The sequence below is a fragment of the Parahaliea mediterranea genome (assembly GCF_003402235.1).
GTDB classification, from domain to species: Bacteria; Pseudomonadota; Gammaproteobacteria; order Pseudomonadales; family Halieaceae; genus Parahaliea; species Parahaliea mediterranea.
This window is the reverse complement of record NZ_QEWO01000004.1, coordinates 342064-359664: the sequence shown is the minus strand read 5'-3', so window position 1 is coordinate 359664 and position 17601 is coordinate 342064. Positions and strand designations below refer to the sequence as shown.

Here is a 17601-nt window from a genome sequence, read left to right as displayed (position 1 = left end):
TCCGACTAGAGCAACAGCAATAGAGCGAGGGCGGCAAAGAACAGGCTTGCGCCAGTGATGTCCCAGTAGTTAAACGCTGTCGGCTCGGCTTTTTGCCCGCTGTAGCCTTTGTTATCGATGGGGGTCACCCGAACGTACAGTTTGCCGCGTGGCAGATCGTGCACAGTAATGGCGGTATCGCGGACCGAGCGAGTAACGAGGTTACTGGCGAAGTTCGCATCGGAGGCAATTTCGACACGGTATTCGACGGCGTCTTCCAGCGGTGCCCAGCTGATGCGGCGCTTGTCCTTGCCAGAGGCGTCGCTAATCTTGTCGATGGTCAATCGCTCGATTGGCCCGAGACCGGGTTCGACGCAAATTTCCAGGTCGGTGGTTGGCCCACGAAACCCCTCTGAGCTGATTAGGCTGGCTTGGGCCGAGTAGCAGCCTTCATTGAGGCCAGAAATAGTGGCTTGGGCTCCCTCGCCGTTCAGCGTGTGTGTCAGCGCGCCGTTGGAGGCCTGGCTGAACAGATCGATGTTCCAGGCATTGATGCCGTCAACAGGTGTCCAGTCGACCTGGATCGGCAGGCGGCCGGCATAACGTGTACTGGAAAGTACAGGAGCCGGTGGCAATGCGATGGCGGGGCCGGCGCGCCCATCTCTGGCGACCTTGATACCCTGCCCGGCAGCTACCAGACTGGATTCTCCCGATGCCACCGCGACAGCACCGGCCAGTGTTTCCACCTGAGTACTGTCATCACTGATGACGCGGTAGCGGGTGCCGCGAACAGCCGCGACTGCGGAAGGCGTGCCGATTTCAAATAAGGTACCGCGCCCAGGCACAACATCGACTTCCACCTTGCCGCGGGGCAGGCGCAGCTCATTGGCCTGCCGGGGTGAGGTGTGTTCGCTCAGGTTTTCCAGGCGCAGGGTGCTGTTGGGGCGAATCAGCAGGCTGTTGTCCGCTCCGAGACGGATGCGGGCAGAACCTTCAGTTGCGATGATGACATCGCCGAGAAGCAAATTGGCGCCGGTTGAGAGTGATTCGGTATCCGTGTTGTTGCGCTGCACCTGAACGTCGCCATTGACGGACAAAACCGTGCCCACCACGATAGGCCGGGATATCCATTGCGCCGGAATCCGTATCTTCGTGCCGACTGGAATTTCCCGGTCATTGCTTATGTTGTTGTACTTGATGAGTTCAATCCAGCAGCCATTTTTGCTGGTGTACTTCTGGCACAGATCCCAGGCGGTATCGCCCTGCTTGGCAAAGTAGAGCCAGTCCCCGGCAACGGCGTGGGTGGCCAGCGCGCACAGCGCCAGCCCGGCGATGCCGGGCAGGAATGCACGTAGTCTCATTGCTCGATTTTCTCCAGGCGATAACCGTGGCGGTACACAGACCGGATGACATAGCCCGTGGCAGGGCCGATGTTGAGCTTTCTGCGCAAACGGCCGATGTAAATGTCTACCGTACGGGTATCCAGGCTGGCTGATACGTTCCACACCTCGTTCAACAGGTACTGGCGCGACAGCAGGGCGCCGGGATGTTTGCCCAGGCACTCAATGAGCCGGTACTCAGTGGGGGTCAGCTCAACGGCAACGCCGTCCAGCCTGACCGACTTGTTCTCGCAGTCTATTTCAATCGGGCCGAGGTTGATAATCCCTGTTGGCACATCGCTGCTGCGTCGCATGGCAGATAGCAGGCGGGCCAGGAATTCGGCCTTGCGCAGGGGTTTGACCAGGTAGTCGTCGGCGCCGCTGACCAGGGCCTGGACAATATCCCGTTCATCGTTGCGCGCGGTGGTGAAAAGAATGGGGCCGGTAAACTGCAGTTGCTGGCGCAGTTCCGACAGCACCTCGATGCCCTCGCTGTCGGGCAGGCACCAGTCGAGCACGATGGCATCGACCGGATTGTCGCTCAGGGTTTGTAAAAACGTTTTGCGGCTGTCGGCATGGAAAACGTCGTAGCCATAGGATGCCAGCCACTCCGCCAACATCTCGGCCTGTGGGAGTTCATCCTCTAAAACGCCGATGCGGTAATCGGACTTTGGTATCAATGTCGTTGGCATAGATTGGCTTTGATAACGCGTTCACATGGCATCCCTTCCTGGCGTTATGTACGTAGCTTGGCTGTTGTGTTGTCACGAAAATAACACGGCGACTGAGCCTGCCACAGATTGCAACCTCCGGAGTGTGACCTGGATCATGCCCTGTTTTGGGGCGGTCAGTGCTTGCGGGACGCATTTTTTGCACGGTTTTTACTGTCTTGTGGCAGGTTATAACGGCTGAATTCCGGCGTACTCGACAAATTGTAAAAGCTTTGTAAATAATAAATGTAAACAGCCAGACCCTGGCAGATGCATGCCATCGGTGCGAGGCTCTGGTTTTGATTACTGGTGCAGCCCGCCGGGAGCCCGCATGGGATACATCAAGTGCGGGCACCCCCGCGAGCGCGGCGGCGGAGAAAACAGCGAGGGAGAAAACAGCGGGGGAGAGGAGGCTGCGGCATCGGTGCAACCGATGCCGTGGAGGGCTGTTTTGCCGGCGGGGCCTAGTGCAGCACGCGGTCTGGCCGCATCTCCTCCTGCAGGTTGGGTTGCTTGCCGGCGCTGGCGGCCTCCTCCTGCACATAAGTGCGCAGGCGGCCCACCACACTGGTCATCACATCGATGGTCTGGCTGATCTGGTCCAGCGCCATCAGTACCGTTTCACTATCCTTTGGCGTTTTGTCGCGGTCATCCATTGGGTGTCCCTCGTCTTGCCGGTTGGCTGCCTGTTATTGGATACGCTTGCGGAACACCCGGCGCGCAGGGCGCCGGGTCTGTGACGGGCCATCAATCCCAGCTCAGGGCGCCGCCGGTCTGGTACTCGATGACCCGGGTCTCGAAGAAGTTCTTCTCCTTGCGCAGGTCCATGATCTCGCTCATCCACGGGAAGGGGTTGGCCGCGCCGGGGAACTGCTCCGGCAGGCCCAGTTGCGACAGGCGGCGGTTGGCGATGAAGTGCAGGTACTCCTCCATCATGGCCGCGTTCATGCCCAGCACGCCCCGCGGCATGGTGTCGCGGGCGTATTCGATTTCCAACTGGGTGCCCTCCAGAATCATCTGGATCACTTCCTGCTTGAAGGCGTCGGTCCACAGGTGGGGGTTTTCCAGCTTGATCTGGTTGATCACGTCGATGCCGAAGTTCAGGTGCATGGACTCGTCGCGCAGGATGTACTGGAACTGCTCCGCCACGCCGGTCATCTTGTTGCGCCGGCCCATGGACAGGATCTGGGTAAAGCCGCAGTAGAAGAAGATACCCTCGGTCACGGCGTAGAAGCCGATCAGGTTGCGCAGCAGGGTCTGGTCAGCCTCCACGGTGCCGGTCTTGAAGGCCGGGTCCGACAGGTGGTGGGTGTGAGACAGGCTCCAGGTGGCTTTTTTGGCGACAGAGGGTACCTCGCGGTACATGTTGAACACCTCGCCCTCGTCCATGCCCAGCGACTCGATGCAGTACTGGTAGGCATGGGTGTGGATGGCCTCCTCGAAGGCCTGGCGCAGCAGGTACTGGCGGCACTCGGGGTTGGTGATCAGGCGGTAGATGCCCAGCACCAGGTTGTTGGCCACCAGCGAGTCGGCGGTGGAAAAGTAGCCCAGTGAGCGCTTGACGATGCGGCGCTCGTCTTCGCTCAGGCCATCCGAGCTTTTCCAGGTGGCCACGTCGGCGGTCATGTTGATTTCCTGGGGCATCCAGTGGTTGGCGCAGCCGTCCAGGTATTTCTGCCAGGCCCAGTCGTATTTGAAGGGCACCAGCTGGTTGAGGTCGGCGCGGCAGTTGATCATTGCCTTCTCGTCCACCGAGACCCGGGCGGCGCCCATTTCCAGCTCTTCCAGGCCGGGGGCCACGTCCATGTTCTCCAGGGCGCGGGCGGCCTCGGCAACGTTGTCGGCGGCCACCTGGGCTGCCGCGCTGTCCTCGGCGGGTGCTGGCTCGGCCTGCACGGCGGCCTGTGCCTGTGCCGGCGCTTCGGTTTTTGCTGCGGCTTCAGCGTTTACTGCCGCCTCGGCAATGGCGGGGTTGGCCGGCGCCGCTGTCTTGGCGGCCTTGGCGGCGGGTGTTTCTTCCTGGTGGTAGTCGTCCCAATTCAGCATTGATCAGTTCCCTGCTTTTGTCTGCGTTCTCGTGTGTTCTCTCGGTTGGCGCTGGGGCCTGCCTTACTGGCAGGCCTCGCAGTCCGGGTCATCCAGCGAGCAGGCTGCCGGCACCGGTGCCGGGCCGCCGCCCTGTTCAGCCGACACGGCATTCAGGTTGCCGGTGCTGATGGTGGACTTCTCGGTGCCGGTGGCGGCCAGCGAGCGCAGGTAGTAGGTGGTCTTCAGGCCGCTGAACCAGGCCATGCGGTAGGTGATGTCGAGCTTTTTGCCGCTGGCATTGTTGATGTACAGGTTCAGTGACTGGGCCTGGTCGATCCACTTCTGGCGGCGGCTGGCGGCGTCCACCAACCAGCGCGGCTCCACCTCGAAGGCGGTGGCGTAGATGGCTTTCAGGTCCGCCGGTACGCGGTCGATGTGCTGCACGCTGCCGTCGTAGTACTTGAGGTCGTTGACCATCACCCCGTCCCACAGCTTGCGCGCCTTCAGGTCGCGCACCAGGTAGGGGTTGACCACGGTGAACTCGCCGGACAGGTTCGATTTCACGTACAGGTTCTGGTAGGTCGGCTCGATGGACTGCGACACCCCGGTGATGTTGGCGATGGTCGCGGTGGGGGCGATCGCCATGACGTTGGAGTTGCGCATGCCCTGGGCCTTTACCTTGGCGCGCAGGCTGTCCCAGTCCAGGGTCGCGTCGCGGTTGATCTGGATGTAGTCGGCGCCGCGCTGCTGCTCGAGGATGTCCAGGGAGTCGATGGGGAACACGCCCTGGCTCCACAGGGAGCCTTCGTAGCTGGAGTAGCTGCCGCGCTCGGTGGCCAGCTCGCTGGAGGCCTCGATGGCGAAGTAGCTGATGGCCTCCATGGAGCGATCGGCAAAGGTCACCGCGTCGTCGGAGCCGTAGGCAATGTGTTGCTTGTACAGGGCGTCCTGGAAGCCCATCAGGCCCAGGCCCACCGGGCGGTGCTTGAAGTTGGAGTTCTGGGCGGTGTCGACGGAGTAGTAGTTGATGTCGATCACGTTATCCAGCATGCGCACGGCGGTGCGCACGGTTTTCTCCAGCTTCTCCAGGTTCAGGCCGTTCTCGTCGATGTGCTGGGGCAGGTTGACCGAGCCCAGGTTGCACACGGCGATCTCTTCATTGGCCTTCGTGTTGAGGGTGATCTCGGTGCACAGGTTGGAGGAGTGCACCACACCCACGTGCTGCTGCGGGCTGCGCAGGTTGCAGGGGTCCTTGAAGGTCATCCAGGGGTGGCCGGTCTCGAACAGCATGCCGAGCATCTTGCGCCACAGGTTCTGGGCGCGCACTTTCTTGTGCAGCTTCAGCTTGCCGGCGCGGGCCTGTTCCTCGTAGTGGGTGTAGCGCTCCTCGAAGGCGGTGCCGTAGAGGTCGTGCAGGTCGGGCACGTCGTTGGGGGAGAACAGGGTCCACTCGCCGTCGTCGAACACCCGCTTCATGAACAGGTCGGGGATCCAGTTGGCGGTGTTCATGTCGTGGGTGCGGCGGCGATCGTCGCCGGTGTTCTTGCGCAGCTCCACGAACTCCTCGATGTCCATGTGCCAGGTTTCAAGGTAGGCACACACCGCGCCCTTGCGCTTGCCGCCCTGGTTCACCGCCACGGCGGTGTCGTTCACCACCTTGAGGAAGGGCACCACGCCCTGGCTCTTGCCGTTGGTGCCCTTGATGTAGGAACCCAGGCCCCTTACGGGTGTCCAGTCGTTGCCCAGGCCGCCGGCGAATTTGCTCAGCATGGCGTTATCCTGAATGGCGCCGTAGATGCCGCGCAGGTCGTCCGGCACTGTGGTCAGGTAGCAGGAGGACAGCTGCGGGCGCAGGGTGCCGGCGTTGAACAGGGTGGGGGTGGAGCTCATGTAGTCGAAGGAGGACAGCAGCTCGTAGAACTCGATGGCACGGGCGTTCTTGTCGTCCTCTTCCACCGCCAGGCCCATGGCCACGCGCATGAAGAAGATCTGCGGCAGCTCGAAGCGGGTTTCCTCGCTGTGGATGAAGTAGCGGTCGTACAGGGTCTGCAGGCCGAGGTAGGTGAACTGCAGGTCGCGCTCGGGCAGCAGGGCCTGGCCCAGGCGCTCCAGGTCAAAGTCCTTCAGGGCCGGGGACACCAGTTCCAGGGCGGCGCCGCGCTCAACATAGGCGGGCAGGGCCTGGGCATAGAAGCGGTCCATGTCGGCCTGGGTGGCGCTTTCGGCCACGCCCAGGAAGGACAGGGCCTCGGCGCGCAGGTTGTCGCACAGCAGGCGGGCGGCGACGTAGCTGTAGTTGGGCTCCTGTTCGATCAGGGTACGGGCGGTGATCACCAGGGAGGTGGACAGCTCCTTGGCAGTCACCCCGTCGTAGAGGTTTTTCAGGGCTTCATCGAGGATGCGGGTCTCGCTGACATCGGACAGGCCGGCGCAGGCCTCGCAGATGATGGTGTGCAGGCGCTCAATGTCCAGGGGGGCCTTGCTGCCGTCGCTCTGGATCACGTTGATGCCGCCGGCGGCCTTCTGGGTGGCGGGCGACAGGGCCTGGCGGGCGGCGCGCTTGCGCGACTGCTCTTCGCGGTAGATCACGTAGTCGCGGGCGATCTTGTGCTCGCCGGCGCGCATCAGGGCCAGTTCCACCTGGTCCTGGATGTCTTCAATGTGCACGGTGCCGCCAGAGGGCATGCGGCGCAGGAAGGTGCCGGTCACCTGTTCGGTGAGCTTGGCCACCGTTTCGTGAATGCGGCTGGAGGCGGCGGCGGTGCCGCCTTCCACGGCCAGGAAGGCCTTGGTGATGGCCACCGAGATCTTGCTCGCCTCGAAGGACACCACGGTGCCGTTGCGCTTGATCACGCGCAACTGGCCGGGGGCGGTGGCCGCGATATTGGCGCTGACGCCGCTGTCTTCGCGTGGGGTGACGGGTTTGTCGGCCGAACGGCCGCTCTGGCTGGTTTCTGTCTGCATATGTGCTCCGATGTGGGTGGCCTGCGCCTGTTTCTGACCGCTTTTGTTGGACCGTGAACGAGATTCTTTTTACTTGCCGTATCCGGCAGCCCGCAGGCTGTTTGTTGTTGTCGGCTTACCGCTGCCTTGTTTGTTGCCGGTGTACCGCGCTCGCCCAGCGCAATGCCGGGCAACTACTGCCCGCCGGGCCCCAAAGAGCCGCGGCGAAAATGGTCGGGAGGTGGGAAGGGGCTGGTGGCTATACCCCGCAACCCCGGGCGTGGGCCCGAGATGGCAGCCGCGCCAGGCGGCCGCCGGTCTTCCCCTGATTGTGCGCGCCGGTTTGCTTTGGCGCTGTGCTCCCTACGTTCTCTCCGTGTCCGGTGTCCGGCCCGGCGTTATCGTCGGGTCGGGCCCTGCTGGGCCGCGACCGCTGGGTCCGGTGGGGCGAAGGGCTGTTTGCCAGCCTTCGCCACCTGCACCGCTGTGGCGCTCGCCGACCGGATCGGGAGGCCGATGTGGTGCAAAATTCAACAGTGACACCCTATATCTTGGGGTTTGGTGCTGAGTTGCCTACAAGATAATGCGAGTGGCGGGGCAGTTCAAGGGTACGAGAGTGGGTTTATGCTGTGGATAACGTGTGGGCAGCTTCAAGGTCTGCGCCTACTTACCTGTCAGCCCGCCAAATACGCGGGGCCGCGGCCGGGGAGACGGCAGCGCGGCGAAATGTGGCCGTTCGATTTATTTTTTATGAAAAGCGCGTTGTATAGACGGGCTGGTTATTTGCCGCCCGGCGCGGCCTTTAGCGATTGGCCTTCAGCAGGAATTCCATCAGCGCTTTCTGGGCGTGCAGGCGGTTTTCGGCCTCGTCCCAGATCACCGTGTCAGGGGCGTCCATCAGCTCGGCGCTGATCTCCTCGCCGCGGTGGGCGGGCAGGCAGTGCATGTAGAGGGCATCGGGGGCGGCCACCGCAAGCAGCTCACGGTTCACCTGGTAGGGGGCGAACTGCGCAGCCCGCTCGCGCTGCTCGTCCTCCTGGCCCATGGAGGCCCATACATCAGTCACCAGCAGGTCGGCGCCCGCGGCGGCCTCGTGTGGCGCGTGCACCACCACGGCCCGGTCGGCGTGTTGCGCCAGCAGGGCGGCGTCGGGTTCGTAGCCCGGGGGGCAGGCGATGCGCAGCTGGAAGTCGAAGCGCTCGGCGGCATTGATGTAGGACTGGCACATATTGTTGCCATCCCCCACCCAGCACACGGTTTTGCCGGCGATGCTGCCGCGGTGTTCCTGGTAGGTCTGCATGTCCGCCAGCAGCTGGCAGGGGTGAAAGTCATCGGTGAGGGCATTGATCACCGGCACGCTGGAGTGGGCGGCAAAGCGCTCCACAATGTCGTGGCCGAAGGTGCGGATCATCACAATGTCCACCATCGAGGAGATCACCCGCGCGCTGTCTTCTACCGGTTCGCCGCGGCCCAGCTGGGTGTCGTTGGGGGATAGGAACATGGCGTGGCCGCCGAGTTGGGCCATGCCCGCCTCGAAGGACACCCGGGTACGGGTGGAGGACTTGGCGAAGATCATGGCCAGTACGGCGCCCGGGAACTGGCGCTGGTCGCGGCCGGCGCGGTGTTCCTGCTTCATTTCACTGGCGCGCGCCAGCACCGCCTGCAGTTCGGCGGGGCTTAGGTCCTGGAGAGTCAGGAAGTGGCGTACCTGGGCCATGGCAGTTCTCTTTGCTTGTCGTTGCAGATCGGGTGTCAGTGGTAGGCGCGCAGTAGGGCGCCAATGGCCGCGGCCAGCGCGTCCACCTCGGCTTCGCTGATGATCAGCGGCGGCAGCAGGCGCAGCACATTGCCGGCGGTGACGTTCACCAGCAGGCCTTGTTCCAGGGCCAGGGCCACCAGCGCGCCACAGTCCCGATCCAGCTCCACGCCCACCATCAGGCCGCGGCCGCGAATGTCCACCACGCGGTTGTCGTCGGCCAGTTCCCGCGCCAGTGCGGCGCGCAGCTGCTCGCCGCGCTGGGCCGCCTGCTGTGCCAGGCCCTCCTTCACAATGGTGTTCACCACGGTGTTGGCGGCGGCGCACACCAGCGGGTTGCCGCCGTAGGTGGAGCCGTGGTGGCCGGCGCTGAACAGGTGGGCGGCCTCGCCACGGGCCAGGCAGGCGCCAATGGGCAGGCCGTTGCCCAGGCCCTTGGCGGTGGTTACCACATCCGGGGTAAAGCCCAGTTGCTGGTAGGCAAAGTAGCTGCCGGTGCGGCCGTTGCCGGTTTGCACCTCGTCCAGCATCAGCAGCCATTGCTGGCTGTCGCACAGCGCGCGCAGCGCCTGTAGGTAGGCCTCGTCCGCCGGGCGCAGGCCGCCCTCGCCCTGAATCGGCTCCAGCAGCACCGCCACCACGTCGGGGTTGTTGGCGGCAATCTGGCGCACCGCCTGGATGTCGTTCAGCGGGGCGCGCACAAAGCCGCTCACCAGCGGCTCAAAGCCGGCCTGGATTTTGCGGTTGCCGGTGGCGCTCAGGGTGGCCAGGGTGCGGCCGTGGAAGGAGCGCTCCATCACGATGATGGTGGGCTTGTCCACGCCGCGCTGGTGGCCGTACAGCCGGGCCAGCTTGATGGCGGCCTCGTTGGCCTCGGCGCCGGAGTTGCCGAAAAAGCAGCTCTGCATGCCCGACACGGTGCAGAGGCTGGCGGCCAGGGCCTCCTGCTCGGCAATGCGGTAGAGGTTGGAGGTGTGGATCAGCCGCGCGGCCTGCTCCTGCACCGCCGCCACCAGCGCCGGGTGGGCATGGCCGAGGGCGTTGACGCCGATGCCGGCGATGGCGTCCAGGTAGCGTCGGCCGTCGCTGTCGAACAGGTAGACGCCTTCGCCGCGCACGAAGCTGACGGGCAATCTGGCGTAGGTGGGCATCAGGGGTGGTACCGCGTCGACGGCGGGTGCGGGGGCTGGCACGGCCACAGCTGGTTCCTCTCTTGGTTTATCCTGGGTTGGGGTTCTGGCCTGGTTCTGGTTCTAGTTCTAGTTCTAGTTCTAGGTCAGGCGCCGGTTGTACATCCTGCCGCTGGCCTGGGGCGTAAGCCAGGCCAGCCCCAGGGCCAGAAAAGCAAAAAGGCAGCGGTTGGCTGCCTCGAAACCATCAACTATAGACCCAAAGCCGGGGGCTGGCAATTGGGTGGATGTGCCGTCTGGCCTTAGCTGCTACCATAGCCGCGCCCTGAGGAAAGACATTGTCCGTGATTACCCGCCAGCCAATGAACGCCCTTGAGCGACGCACGGTTTCTGCGCTTGCTCTGCTCTACAGTTTTCGCATGCTGGGCCTGTTTATGGTGCTGCCGTTGCTGGCGGTGTACGCCACCGAGCTGCGCGGCGCCAGCCCGGCGCTGATCGGCCTTGCGCTTGGCATTTACGGCCTCAGCCAGGCCCTGCTGCAAATCCCCCTTGGCTGGCTGTCGGACCGCATCGGCCGCCGGCCGGTGATTGTCGGCGGCCTGCTGCTGTTTGCCCTGGGCAGCCTGGTGGCGGGCATGGCGGAATCGCTTCCCGGCGTTATCCTCGGCCGCGCCCTGCAGGGGGCCGGCGCCATTGCCGGCACGGTGATGGCCCTGGTGGCCGACCAGACCCGCGACGAACAGCGCACCAAGGCCATGGCCATTGTCGGCGCCAGCATCGGCCTCGCCTTTACCCTCGCCCTGGTGATCGGGCCATTGGTGGCGGCCTGGGGCGGCTTGTCGGCCGTGTTCTACCTGACCGTGGCGCTGGCCCTCGGCGGCATAGCCGTGGTGCTGTTTGTGGTGCCGACTTCGGCGCCGGCGCGCGAGCACAACGAGGTGGGTGCCCGTGGCAATCTCATCCTGCGCAGTCTCGCCGACCCGGAGTTGCTGCGCCTGAATGCCGGCGTGTTCATTCTTCATTTCACCCTGATGGCGGCCTTTCTGGTAATCCCCGGAGTGCTGGAGGGCGCGCTGGCCATGGCCCGCGAAAGCCACTGGCAGGTGTACCTGGCGGTGGTGCTGCTGTCTCTGCTGGGGGTGGTGCCGTTGATGCGCTGGGCAGAGCGCGGCGCCCGCCCCCGCGCCGCCTTCGCGGTGGGCCTGATGCTGCTGTCGTTGGCCCTGTCGCTGCTGGTGGCACCGCCCCGGGGGCTGCTGGTGTGGCTCGGCCTGTGGCTGTTCTTTATCGGCTTTAATTACCTGGAGGCGACCCTGCCATCGCTGGTGAGCAAGGCGGTGTCGCCCCGCGGTCGCGGCACGGCCCTTGGCCTGTATTCAACCTGCCAGTTTCTTGGCGCCTTTGCCGGCGGTGCAGCGGGGGGCGTTCTGCTGCAGTGGTGGGGCGCTCACGCTCTGTTGCTGCTGTGCCTCGCCTTGGTGCTGGGCTGGCTGCTGCTGGCATTGCCCCGTATGGCCTACGCCAGCGGCGTGCATGCGCTGGAGGGCGCCGAGGGCGAGATGCCACATCCGTGAGCATCGCCCCGCCAACCTTCCCTGACATTAGCCTGTGGATGGCGGAACTGGGGCCGCAGCCACCGCGCCCACCGTTGCAGGACGCACACGATTACGATGTCGCCCTGGTCGGCGGCGGCTACACCGGCCTGTGGACGGCCTACTACCTGAAGCGCCTGGCGCCCGCTTTGCGTGTTTGCGTGCTGGAACGGGATGTCTGCGGCTTCGGGGCCTCCGGCCGCAACGGCGGCTGGCTGATGGCGGCCCTGGAGGGCGAGGCCACGCTGCTGGCCGGGCTTGCCCGCGAGGCCCGCCAGCGGGCGCGGCAGGCGATTCTTGGCATCCTGCCCGAGGTTGAGGCGGTGCTGGCGCGGGAGGGGATCGACTGCGACTACCACCGAGGCGGTGGCCTGTTTGCCGCCGCCCGCTACCCCGAGCAGCGCGCAACCCAGCTTGCCCACCTGGATCACTACCGCGCCCTCGGTTACAGCGAGGCGGACTACCGCTGGCTGGCCGGGGACGAGCTCGCTGCGCGCCTGCGCCTGCACCAGCCCCTGGGTGCCATTTATACACCGCACATTGCGCGCATTCACCCGGCCAAGCTGGTGCGTGCCCTGGCGGCCTGTGTGGAGCGGCTGGGGGTGGATGTGTTCGAGCACAGCCCGGTGATAGGGCAGGCCGGCGGGGAATTGCACTGCGCCAAGGGCCGGGTGCGCGCCCCGGTGCGCCTGATGGCGGTGGAGGGTTTCAGCTGGGATTTACCCGCCCAGCGCCGCCACGTACTGCCGGTGCAGAGCCGGGTGCTGGCCACCGAGCCCCTGAGCGAGGCCCAGTGGGCGACAATCGGGCTTGCCGGTGGCGAAGTGTTCTCCGACGCCAGCCCCCTCATTACCTACGCCCAGCGCCGGGCCGATAACCGTCTGGTGTTCGGTTCCCGGGGCAGCTACCGCTATGGCGGCCAGCCGCGGGCGGACTTCAGCGGCGACGCTGCCGCCTTTGCCGGCATCGCCCGGCTGATGCGCGCCTGCCTGCCCCAGTTGGAAGGCGTGGCCGTCACCCACTGCTGGGGCGGCACCCTGGGCATTCCCCGGCGCGGTTGCCCCCACGCGGTGTTCGATGCCGCCAGCGGCTTTGGCACTGCCGGGGGCTACCTTGGCGAAGGGGTTGGGGCCTCCAACCTGCTGGCGCGCACGCTGGTGGACCTGGTGCTGGCGCGCGACAGTGACCTGGCTCGCGCGCCCTGGGCGCACCGCGGCCTGCCCGCTCGCACGCTGCGTCGCTGGGAGCCGGAACCCCTGCGCTGGCTGGTGTACAAGGCCACCGACCACGTCCTCGGGCGGGAGGAGTCCGCCTGCGCGGCTGGCGCGCCGCGCTGGCAGCGCCGCCTGTGGCGGGGGGCGTCGGCGGCGCTGGCTGCCCTGCGCGGCTAGTAGCACATTGTGGGACTGTTCAAGGCCCGTTAAAGACCTGCCGCGCCGCTTCCGGCGCCTCATTTGGCCGGGCGCAGGTTGCTTCCGATGGACTTGCAGGCCCACTGACAGTCGCATTTGGCGGGTGTGATTGCTATAGTCCCCGGCTCGATTACCGTTACTCATCTGCTCTTCACAGGGGAAGCATCATGGCCTCACGCGGCGTGAACAAAGTCATTCTGGTGGGCAATCTCGGCCAGGATCCCGAGACCCGCTACATGCCCTCCGGTGGCGCCGTGACCAATGTCAGCCTGGCCACTTCCGAAACCTGGAAAGACAAGCAGACCGGCCAGCCCCAAGAGCGCACCGAATGGCACCGGGTGGTGTTCTTCAACCGCCTGGCGGAGATCGCCGGCGAGTACCTGCGCAAAGGCTCCAAGGTGTATGTGGAAGGTTCCCTGCGCACCCGCAAGTGGCAGGGCCAGGACGGCCAGGATCGCTACACCACCGAAATCGTGGCCAGCGAAATGCAGATGCTGGACAGCCGCGGCGCCGGCCAGGGCGACTACAGCCCGTCCCAGGGCGGCAGTTACGGCGGCGGCGCCCCCCAGCAGCAACCCTCCCGCCAGGCCCCGGCCCAGCAATCGGCGCCGCAACAGGCGCCCCAGAGCGCCCCCAACGACTTTGCCGACTACGACGACGATATTCCGTTCTAATCCAGCCTGCGGTTGCCACGATCAGGGATAGCTGCGGGTGCGTGTACTGCTTATCGGCTCCGATACCTCGCTCGGCTACGCGCTGGAACAGCAGCTCAGCCGCGCGGGGCGTCACGAGCTTGAATCCATCGGCTTTGCCGCCAGTCGCTGGCGCAGCGAGCGTCACGCCAAAAAGGCGGTGCGTCGTTCGCGCCCCGACGTGGTGGTGGACGCCCGTCTGCAGGGCGCGGTGGACAGCGGCGAGCAACTGTTCGACCTCGATGTAGAGCGCTGCCACTGGCTGGCCAAGGCCTGCCAGCGCAACGGCGCCATCTACCTGATGCTGTCCAGCGCGCGGGTCTTTGCCGGTGAACAGGAGCGCCCCTACACCGAACAGGACGTGCCCGACAGCGGTGAAACCATCGGCAAGATGTTGCAGCGCGGCGAGGAACTCATCGCCCAGACCTGCGAGCGTCACCTGCTGCTGCGCCTGGGGCCGGTGTTTTCCCACCGCGGGCGCAACGTGATGACCCACATGCTGGGCCAGTTGATGCAGGGCGGCACCCTCACCCTCGACAACAGCCTGCGGGGCTGCCCGGTGCCCTCCCAGGATGCCGCCCGGGTGGTCGCCGGTGTGCTCGACCAGTTGAGCGCCGGCGCCAGCAGCTGGGGCGCCTTTCACTACGCCAGCTCCGACGCCACCCACTGCTACGAGTTTGCCGAGGTGCTGTTGGCGGCGGCGTCCCAGTTCTCCGAGTTTGGCCCCCAGGCCGTTACCCTGCGGGAACAGGAAGCCGGCCACACCCTGAGCCGCCGCCTCGACTGCAACCGCCTGCGCAACACCTTCGCCATAAAGCAGGTGCCCTGGCGCGGTTTTGTGGCGGATGCGGTAAAACACTATTTTGATCACCTGAAATCCACGGAGACTTGAGCATGACAGCGGCAACCGAAGCGGCCTCACTTGGCATCGCGGTTTTGACCGTGTCGGATACGCGCAGCGAAGACAGCGACACCTCCGGCCAGTACCTGGTGGCGGCGCTGGAAGAGGCGGGCCACCGCTGCGCCGGCAAGGCCATTGTGCGCGACGACATCTACCAGATTCGCGCCGTGCTCTCCGCCTGGATTGCTGATGCCTCGGTGAACGCCGTGCTGGTGACCGGCGGCACCGGGTTTTCCGGGCGCGACTCCACCCCGGAGGCCGTGACCCCCCTGTTCGATAAAAGCATCGACGGTTTTGGCGAGGTCTTTCGCGCCCTGTCTTTCGATGAAATTGGCTCATCCACCATCCAGTCCCGGGCGCTGGCGGGCTTTGCCAACGACACCGTCATCTTCTGCATGCCGGGCTCCACTGGCGCCTGCCGCACTGCCTGGGAAGGCCTGATTCGCGAACAGCTCGATGGCACCCACCGCCCCTGCAACTTTGTCGGCGTGCTGGGCGTAAGAAGCCACAGCCCGTGAAGCCCCTGGTGCCGGTAAGCGACGCGCTGGCGCAGATGCTGGCGGCGGTCGCGCCGGCCACTGCCGCCGCACAGCGGCCGTTACTGGAAGCCCTGGGCGGCGTGCTGGCACAAACCATTACCGCCGCCGTGGACGTGCCGCCGGAAGACAACAGCGCCATGGACGGCTATGCCCTGCGCGTTGCCGATCTCGCCGCCGGCACCGCCCTGCCCGTCAGCCAGCGCATTCCCGCCGGCACCGCCCCCCGGCCGCTGGCCAGTGGCACCGCGGCGCGCATCTTCACTGGCGCGCCCATCCCGGCGGGTGCCGATGCGGTGGTGATGCAGGAGAATTGCCGGGAGGTCGATGGCCAGCTGCATGTTGACGGCGCCGTTCACCCCGGCGACAACCTGCGCCCACGTGGCCAGGACATCGCCCGCGGGGCCTCCGTGCTGGCGGCGGGGCACCGCCTGCGTCCCCAGGACATCGGCCTGCTGGCGTCCATTGGCGTTGCTGCCGTGGCCACCTACCGGCCGCTGCGTGTGGCGGTGGCCTCCACCGGTGACGAACTCGTTGAGCCGGGCGGCGCACTGCGTCCCGGCCAGCTCTACAATTCCAATCGCTACCTGCTGAGCGGTTTGCTGCAGCGCCTGGGCATGACGGTGGTTGATGGCGGGATTCTGCCGGACCATGGCCCGGCCACCGCGGCGGCCCTGCAGACTTTGGCAGGCCAGGCGGACTGTATCATTACCTCTGGCGGTGTTTCGGTGGGCGAGGAAGACCACGTCAAGGCCCAGGTTGAGCGCCTCGGCGAACTCAGCCTCTGGCGCCTTGCCATCAAGCCGGGCAAGCCGCTGGCCTTTGGCCAGGTGTGTGGCACGCCCTTCATCGGCCTGCCGGGCAACCCGACCTCCAGCTTTGTCACCTTCTGTTTGATCGCCCGGCCCTGGTTGCTGCGGGCCCAGGGGGTGACGAATGTAGAACCGCTGGCGGTGCTCGCCAGGGCGGGCTTTGCAGTGCCACGCCCGGGTGGGCGGCAGGAGTATCTGCGGGTGACCCTGGAGCGGGCGGGGGGTGAACTGGTGGCGCGGCGTTTCCCCAACCAGAGCTCGGGCGTGTTGAGCTCGGTGTGCTACAGCGATGGCCTGGCGGTAGTGCCGGCGGGAGCCACGGTGGCAGAAGGGGAGACGGTGGAGGTATTGCTTTTCGATTCGCTGGTGTAGCCGGCGGTCAGGCTATAAAGCCTGCCGGCTTTTCTGGCAGGCGAGGCTAATAGGTGGGATTGGCAGACGGGGGATTGGCAGACGGGATTGGCAGGCGAGACCGGCTGGGCCCCGCGCTGCAAGGGGCTGGATTTACCCGGCCAGTTTCTGGAACACCAGCGACGCGTTGGTGCCGCCAAAGCCAAAGCTGTTGGACATCACCCTCTGCAGGTCCACGTTGTCGTGGCGCGTGGTTGCGATGGGCAGGCCTTTCGCCTCCGGATCCAGGTTCTCGATATTGGCCGAGGCGGCAATAAAGCCGGCCTGCTGCATCAGCAGGGAGTAGATGGCCTCCTGCACACCCGCGGCCCCCAGTGAATGGCCAGAGAGAGACTTGGTGGAGCCGATCACCGGAATGTGGTCTCGGTCTTCATAGGCGGTGCGCACCGCCTTCAGCTCCTGGATGTCACCCGCAGGCGTCGAGGTGCCGTGGGCGTTGATGTAGTCCACCGCACCCTCCACGGTGGCCAGGGCCTGGCGCATGCAGCGCACCGCGCCTTCGCCGGAGGGGGCCACCATGTCGTAGCCGTCGGAGGTGGCGCCGTAGCCCACCAGTTCGGCGTAGATCTTCGCGCCGCGAGCCTTGGCGTGTTCCAGCTCTTCCAGCACCAGCATGCCGCCGCCGCCGGCGATGACAAAACCGTCGCGGTCGGCGTCGTAGGCGCGCGAGGCGCGTTCGGGGGTGTCGTTGTACTTGGTGGACAGGGCGCCCATGGCGTCAAATAGGCTGGACAGGGTCCAGTGCAGCTCCTCGCCGCCGCCGGCGAACACAATGTCCTGCTTGCCCATTTGAATCTGCTCCATGGCGTTGCCAATGCAGTGGGCGCTGGTGGAACAGGCGGAGGAGATGGAGTAGTTCACCCCCTTGATTCTGAAGGGGGTGGCCAGGCAGGCGGAGACGGTGCTGCCCATGGTCTGGGTGACCCGGTAGGGGCCAACCCGGCGCAGGCCGCGCTCACGCAGAATGTCGGCGGCCTCGGTCTGGCTGGCGGAGGAGGCGCCGCCGGAGCCGGCGATGATGCCGGTGCGCTCGCTGGAGATTTCCTTTTCCTCCAGCCCGCTGTCGGCAATGGCCTGCTGCATGGCGATATAGGCGTAGCCGGCGGCGTCGCCCATAAAGCGCAGTTGCTTGCGGTCGATGTGTTCAGACAGGTCGATCGCGGGAGCGCCGGCGATGTGCGAGCGCATGCCGATGTCGATCTGTTCCTGGCGCAGCGAAATGCCGGAGCGGCCCTCGCGCAGGGCTTCGGTGACAGTCTGCGCATCGTTGCCCAGGCAGGACACAATGCCCAGCCCGGTGACTACTACTCGTCTGGACAT

The 17601-nt window shown here is 65.4% G+C and carries 14 protein-coding genes; 6 read left to right on the top strand and 8 right to left on the bottom strand.

The features are described 5' to 3' along the window. Positions 1 to 5: 5 nt before the first annotated feature. From DDZ17_RS13895 to DDZ17_RS13865, 7 genes are all read right to left on the bottom strand, one after another. Positions 6 to 1340: a FecR domain-containing protein gene (locus tag DDZ17_RS13895; protein ID WP_116367555.1), complete on the bottom strand. Its 1335-nt coding sequence runs from the start codon at positions 1338 to 1340 to the stop codon at positions 6 to 8. Further along, a complete protein-coding gene (locus tag DDZ17_RS13890) occupies positions 1337 to 2050 on the bottom strand; it encodes a response regulator transcription factor (protein ID WP_116367554.1) in 714 nt (237 codons plus the stop codon). The genes DDZ17_RS13895 and DDZ17_RS13890 overlap by 4 nt, the downstream gene beginning before the upstream one ends. 482 nt (positions 2051 to 2532) lie before the next feature. Next, a complete protein-coding gene (locus tag DDZ17_RS13885) occupies positions 2533 to 2724 on the bottom strand; it encodes a hypothetical protein (RefSeq protein ID WP_116367553.1) in 192 nt (63 codons plus the stop codon). A 91-nt stretch (positions 2725 to 2815) separates the two neighbouring features. After that, positions 2816 to 4114, bottom strand: coding sequence for a ribonucleotide-diphosphate reductase subunit beta (locus tag DDZ17_RS13880; RefSeq protein WP_116367552.1), 1299 nt, complete (start codon positions 4112 to 4114; stop codon positions 2816 to 2818). Positions 4115 to 4177: 63 nt separating this feature from the next. After that, on the bottom strand, positions 4178 to 7060 hold the full coding sequence (locus DDZ17_RS13875) for a ribonucleoside-diphosphate reductase subunit alpha (RefSeq protein ID WP_116367551.1): 2883 nt from the start codon (positions 7058 to 7060) through the stop codon (positions 4178 to 4180). A 781-nt stretch (positions 7061 to 7841) separates the two neighbouring features. Beyond that, on the bottom strand, positions 7842 to 8756 hold the full coding sequence (gene argF, locus DDZ17_RS13870) for an ornithine carbamoyltransferase (protein ID WP_116367550.1): 915 nt from the start codon (positions 8754 to 8756) through the stop codon (positions 7842 to 7844). A 35-nt stretch (positions 8757 to 8791) separates the two neighbouring features. Beyond that, on the bottom strand, positions 8792 to 9988 hold the full coding sequence (locus tag DDZ17_RS13865) for an aspartate aminotransferase family protein (protein WP_241505894.1): 1197 nt from the start codon (positions 9986 to 9988) through the stop codon (positions 8792 to 8794). A 281-nt stretch (positions 9989 to 10269) separates the two neighbouring features. On the opposite strand from DDZ17_RS13865, the gene DDZ17_RS13860 reads away from it, so the two are divergent. The 6 genes from DDZ17_RS13860 to DDZ17_RS13835 all read left to right on the top strand — a co-directional run bounded on the left by DDZ17_RS13860 (position 10270) and on the right by DDZ17_RS13835 (position 16242). Continuing rightward, positions 10270 to 11499, top strand: coding sequence for an MFS transporter (locus tag DDZ17_RS13860; RefSeq protein WP_241505905.1), 1230 nt, complete (start codon positions 10270 to 10272; stop codon positions 11497 to 11499). Further along, positions 11496 to 12908: an NAD(P)/FAD-dependent oxidoreductase gene (locus tag DDZ17_RS13855; RefSeq protein ID WP_206613549.1), complete on the top strand. Its 1413-nt coding sequence runs from the start codon at positions 11496 to 11498 to the stop codon at positions 12906 to 12908. Before DDZ17_RS13860 ends, DDZ17_RS13855 begins: the two co-directional genes overlap by 4 nt. Before the next feature lie 188 nt (positions 12909 to 13096). Beyond that, complete coding sequence (gene ssb / locus DDZ17_RS13850; protein WP_116367548.1) at positions 13097 to 13603, top strand: single-stranded DNA-binding protein; 507 nt, start codon at positions 13097 to 13099, stop codon at positions 13601 to 13603. A gap of 37 nt (positions 13604 to 13640) precedes the next feature. After that, positions 13641 to 14513, top strand: a complete 873-nt coding sequence (locus DDZ17_RS13845) for a sugar nucleotide-binding protein (protein ID WP_157976638.1) — start codon at positions 13641 to 13643, stop codon at positions 14511 to 14513. A gap of 2 nt (positions 14514 to 14515) precedes the next feature. Beyond that, complete coding sequence (moaB, locus tag DDZ17_RS13840) at positions 14516 to 15040, top strand: molybdenum cofactor biosynthesis protein B (protein WP_116367546.1); 525 nt, start codon at positions 14516 to 14518, stop codon at positions 15038 to 15040. Beyond that, positions 15037 to 16242 (top strand): molybdopterin molybdotransferase MoeA, encoded by a 1206-nt coding sequence (locus DDZ17_RS13835; protein ID WP_241505893.1) that lies wholly within the window; start codon positions 15037 to 15039, stop codon positions 16240 to 16242. The genes moaB and DDZ17_RS13835 overlap by 4 nt, the downstream gene beginning before the upstream one ends. 132 nt (positions 16243 to 16374) lie before the next feature. Here DDZ17_RS13835 and fabB read toward each other — a convergent pair whose 3' ends face one another. After that, positions 16375 to 17601 carry a beta-ketoacyl-ACP synthase I gene (gene fabB / locus DDZ17_RS13830; protein ID WP_116367545.1) on the bottom strand — a complete coding sequence of 409 codons (1227 nt, stop codon included), beginning with the start codon at positions 17599 to 17601 and terminating at the stop codon, positions 16375 to 16377.